The sequence below is a fragment of the Crenobacter sp. CS_VA4 genome (genome assembly GCF_055597485.1).
This window is the reverse complement of the sequence record NZ_JBVMAE010000162.1, coordinates 1-252: the sequence shown is the minus strand read 5'-3', so window position 1 is coordinate 252 and position 252 is coordinate 1. Positions and strand designations below refer to the sequence as shown.

At 67.9% G+C, this 252-nt stretch carries 1 pseudogene; it reads right to left on the bottom strand.

The features are described from left to right. Positions 1-252 (bottom strand): annotated as a pseudogene (locus ACZ2IA_RS23160) (serine hydroxymethyltransferase); the annotation flags it as partial.

Below are 252 nucleotides of genomic sequence, written 5' to 3'. Positions count from 1 at the left end.
GCCGGGGCGCGCGATCGCATGCAGGACCGCCGCGTTCGCCGACGCACCGGAGTGCGGCTGCACGTTCGCGAACTCGGCGCCGAAGAGAGTTTTCGCCCGCTCGATCGCGAGGGACTCCGCGACGTCGACCTCTTCGCAACCGCCGTAGTACCGGCGTCCGGGGTAGCCCTCGGCGTACTTGTTCGTGAGCACCGAGCCCTGCGACTGCAGGATCGAGACGAGCACGAAGTTCTCCGAGGCGATCATCTCGAG